Raw genomic sequence first — 4,680 nt, 5'->3', positions numbered from 1 at the left:
TTTTTTTCTCTTTTTTCAGATTCATTGCGTTCCGTCCGATTTTTTGCATGAAAACCGCAAAGAAAATCACGGTCTAGGCTCATGCGTTGGGAGCAGCTTAAATTGATCTTGTTCAGCAAGCCCTAATTCATCAAGAACCTCATTTAATAATTTTAAAAAATACGGGTGCGTTGTTCTGGTACTACAACTTCCACTTCTACTTTGTGTTAAAGGAACATTAATACCAATAAATCCATTCTCAGGTATATACACTGGAGTATTTTCTCCAATAATTGAAGCAACCGCGACTGCACCTGCAATGAATAGAAATGATCTACTTCTGCTTGTGCTTTCACCAACAACACTTTCATTAATATTGAAAGGCTTGCCTGGCGTAACTCTGAATTGAACGAAGTCTGAGCTTTGCTGATTGTAGACTTCTTGTATTGATTTGAAAAGATCCTGCTGTCTTTTGATAAGCAACGAATATTCTTTAAAACCCAAAAATAAGGGATTCTTCTTTCCTTCCATTAGTCTTAATGCACCGCAGAATGAATCCAATCCCCCTGAAAATAGTGAAACACAATCAAAGGAGTCTCGATTTTTAACACTATATTCTTTATTGATCTTATCGCCTCTGAACCTTTCTTCGGTAGCATAGAATGATATGTTCCAAAAATCTCCGCTTAAAAAAGAAAGTGTTTTTTCCAACTTAGTTTTGACGGATAACCATTTCTGAAATTCTAATACGGGAATATGTACGTTTAATTCCCTGCTCCATCCATCATTTGAGAAATTTCTGGATATTTTCTTGTCGGCTGTGAAGACCGCCATTCCAATGATTAAAAAATCTTCGATGATTGGAGATACGTTCTCCACACTAAACATTCGCCACAAGTTCTCTATGTCCGTCTTAATATTGGACTTGTTATTTTTGGATGATAAATTAAATGTTATCCCCTCGGCTTCTACTTGCTGTTCATTTTTCACAATCCATACATTGCTCATTCCGAATCACCCCACCGTTCAAAAATCTTCCATACTTCTTCACACTTTTTTTCAATATACTCTCTTCCTTCTCGCCCTCTCCAATCCATACTCTTCAAACCATCACGGTTGTAATTTTCAGCAATTTCAAGCCTAATAAACTCCTTGATTCTTTCCTGCATTTTCATGGCTTGTCCAACATCTTTACAAAGAGCATTGATTTTCTCGGCAAAATTAGTGAAGAAAGATACCTGAACATACTTTGTTAAATAATCTTGTATAAACACTTCGGACTCCAATTTAGTAAAGGCATCTTCAAGTTCTTCTTTGCTTCGTACACTTCCCATCATTTCTTCCATATATTCTTGCATGGCCTGATCAGCAATTGATTGTTGGAGAGAGTTTGTCCCTTCAGAAAAATAATCTACTAAACCCTCAAATACTGTTTGAGGATCTTTACCTACCAAATGTGATAATCCCACTTGATTAAGAGCGTTATTTAGTCCTATGCTCTTAACAAGGTCTGCAAAATTCAAAGCTTTAGCTCCAGAAGTTCCTATTGCCGCATTTCCTTGATTTCTGGTTCCACTACTCGCTTTGGAAAAACTTGAAATAGCCTTACCGATAGAACTGCTACTATAGTTATTTCTGTTCATGTTGGAAACTGCTCTTTTTGTTTCACTCCATAAATGTCCAGTTGGTGGTAAATATCCTTTTGAAGTCCCCATACTTCCCCCTCCGTTTTATCTTCTTCTATTTGCAACACTGTCCCAAAGTTCTACCTCTACTATTCCCTCTTCAGTAAAATATTTTTTTAATTCGTCGTAGTGTTGACTGTTCTCCTTTTTGATCAAATTGAATAACATGATATTTGCCGGGGACATATCGCTTTTCCTCAACTTTTTGAATTCTTTCATCAACTCTCCTCTATGAATAGGAAACAACACGTAAATTCTAATTAATATTTTTAGAATAAACTCCTTGTTTGATTGATACTTTACGATAATCCCTTTTATAATATTTGAATGATCAACGTCTGCTTTACTAAACTCTTCTATTTTTTGTTGTCTCAACGATTCCTGAAGGCCGTCAACACATATGTCGTTGACCCATTTTCTTTCATCAGCCGTTAAATTCAACATCGAAATATTCTTCTCTTTAATTGAATCCTTTGCTAAATAGAAATATTGTCTTAGGTCCACTTCAGATAATTGAGTCGGCTCTACCTTTAGCCAATGTTGAATGATTGGTTTAAACCATGCACTGCTATATAACTGTTTCATTTCTTCAATATTTTGTGTTTTTTCATCGAGAGAATATTTCTCTAACGGTGCAAGTTCTCTTGCAAATCCTTCATTTTTCACATGCCACGAATATATTTCTCTGAAGAGATCAAGGTTGGTGTATTCAAGAACCATTAGTTTTGCAAGTATGCCTAAATCAAGCTCAAGATTTTGAATCTCCGATAGTTTCTTTCTTATATAAAAGGTGTTTAAGAATCTTTTTGCTTGACGAGGGTTACCTTTCAAAGTAGTCGAAATAATATCTGCCACTCTTCCAAACACATCCAATTGCAATTCAAAATCTTCTTTGTTATAGCCTGGTTTGAAAAATGCATCTGAAGTATCTTCCTCATGTTCTAATATTGAACGGATTTCTTCCTGACTTATAATCTCTCCCTTTACAAAAACTTTCTTTTTCTTTAATCCAGATAGCAACCTATCCAAGTGACTTTCATTCAAAAACATTTCACAAACTAAGAGTAGTAAGTAGTTTTTCACTTCAATATCCGATAACTCAGGTATCTTAATAGGCATTTGCACTATTTTTTCTATGTAATCCTTTGAAATATCAAGCGATGCGTCATCTATCTTAGGATACTTTCGTTGTACCGCATAGCTCACAACATCTTCATCAATTGCAATGATAAAAGTTGTCTTTTTCACCGACAAAAATAGCTTTATTGCCTCCATGGTTTCAATTATGCGTTCTGGGCTACATCTGTCCAAATCGTCAATAATGATGATTAAATTTTCTAACCCGGAGTCATCCATCATCTGTTCAAACTCTTCACGAAATTTTCTGATATTCTGAACAACGTTATCTTCAGGAAGATCTTTAAGAAATTCTTTCATTTCAATTAATTGAGCAATTTTCTCTTCTGCCTGACTCTGGTCTTTGGGGACCATTGTTTTTATACCTTCCAACAAAATTGGTATAGGATTCCCGAATGCTGCACTTAAAAGTAAAGGAGTCCCCTTTTTTAAGGCGTATCCCCCTAATCTAAACCAATCCACTCTATCTTTTAACTTTTTAAGTGCTCCTCCGACTTTTTCCTTGATACCTTTATTGTCTTCCAGTGTCCTTAATATCACTTCCATTAATGCAGTTTTTGCATCATCATATCCTTCAAACATCCATGCATTAACAAAGATGGATACAACCTTTTTGTCAGTTTCTGCCGAAATCCTTTTATCAATTAAGTTAAGAACTGTAGACTTCCCGCTTCCCCAGTTACCGAAAAGCCCGATTGTTAATGGATTTATTCGTTCACTTAATGCCATTTCGTGCAATAATTCAGCGTATGGTTCGAAAGAAAGCATATCTATCTTAGAAGCGTTATCTGCCCACATAAAACATCCACCCCTGCTTTTTAAAAGATTTGTTTGAGTTCAACAATGGAAACCCTTGTTTGAAATTAATCCAAGATACCAAGAGATACAAAAAACTCTTATATTCTTATTGATTCGACAAATGGTAATATTGTCCTGCACTTTGTAGGTATAAGGCATGTAAAAATATTCCGAAAAGGCATGTTTTCAGAATATATTCTCGTATAATACTTATTTGAGGAAAAGCTGAATGATCCCTTCTTGTATTGCCGCGGCGGTGAAACGACTGGAATGGGAATATCCGACCGGTTCTCAGTAGAACAACACATACCCCTAACCAGCATAAAAAAACCTGATGAGGAAAAGTCTCGATCAACCTTTTCCTCATCTTCATGAGTGTATCTTAGTCTAATTTCTCTGTAACTCATATGACTTTTTCTATTGATTACTCATCCAAAGTGCAATTCTCTATGGCAATTCGGACATACAGCAATTGCTATCTACTGTATCCTCTCACCTTCTGAAAAGTAATTGGCTCAATAATATCTCCGTTGATAACAGCTTTTACTATTTCATATCCTAATCCTTCTCCATGCTTCGCCACATTATCACCCCAGTTTTTTCTCACGATGAGACAAGAATTCAAAGTACCTTCTAACTGCATTATTAAGTGATTGAGTCCCTTCGTATAATGATCTGAATCCTTTTCCACCGGCAATAATAATGGAATGGCTTGGATGTATTTTTTGGTTTGCTTCTTCAAGAGTGAGTTGAGTCCGTATAATTGTGTAAAATGGTAGTTTACTGAAAATAAAGGGAGCCATAATCCCAATCCCTCAGTTAGAATGATGGTGTCTAAGCAACATTCTTCAGGAGGAGATTCAGATATGGCTCAATACCAGATTAACGTAGATTCTCAACTTTTGCATCAACTTTTCTTAGGAAACACCCAGGATTCCGGTGTTGCAAAATTGCTGGAATCGGTACTGAACCAAATCTTACAGGCGCAGGTGACGGAACAATTGGAGGCACAGCGTTATGAGCGTACCGAAAACCGGCAAGGTTACCGCAACGGCTCCTATCCCCATCAACTGCATACGCG

General features: G+C 36.3%; 5 protein-coding genes. 1 reads left to right on the top strand and 4 read right to left on the bottom strand.

What is annotated here, in order from left to right; all coding sequences use genetic code 11:
- Window positions 1-66 precede the first annotated feature (66 nt).
- The 4 genes from G485_RS27105 to G485_RS30075 form a co-directional block, all read right to left on the bottom strand.
- On the bottom strand, window positions 67-987 hold the full coding sequence (locus G485_RS27105; RefSeq protein ID WP_051318369.1) for a hypothetical protein: 921 nt from the start codon (window positions 985-987) through the stop codon (window positions 67-69).
- A complete protein-coding gene (locus tag G485_RS27100) occupies window positions 984-1,694 on the bottom strand; it encodes a hypothetical protein (protein WP_156922444.1) in 711 nt (236 codons plus the stop codon). The genes G485_RS27105 and G485_RS27100 overlap by 4 nt, the downstream gene beginning before the upstream one ends.
- 15 nt (window positions 1,695-1,709) lie before the next feature.
- Window positions 1,710-3,599, bottom strand: coding sequence for a KAP family P-loop NTPase fold protein (locus G485_RS0117115; protein ID WP_027093517.1), 1,890 nt, complete (start codon window positions 3,597-3,599; stop codon window positions 1,710-1,712).
- A gap of 475 nt (window positions 3,600-4,074) precedes the next feature.
- Window positions 4,075-4,341, bottom strand: coding sequence for a hypothetical protein (locus G485_RS30075; protein ID WP_156922442.1), 267 nt, complete (start codon window positions 4,339-4,341; stop codon window positions 4,075-4,077).
- 124 nt (window positions 4,342-4,465) lie between these two features.
- On the opposite strand from G485_RS30075, the gene G485_RS27095 reads away from it, so the two are divergent.
- On the top strand, window positions 4,466-4,680 hold a 215-nt coding region (locus G485_RS27095; protein WP_035156912.1), incomplete at its 3' end, for a transposase.

The sequence above is a fragment of the Cohnella thermotolerans DSM 17683 genome (genome assembly GCF_000429825.1).
In the GTDB taxonomy this organism is placed as follows: domain Bacteria; phylum Bacillota; class Bacilli; order Paenibacillales; family Paenibacillaceae; genus Cohnella; species Cohnella thermotolerans.
This window is presented reverse-complemented; position numbering and strand designations above follow the sequence as displayed.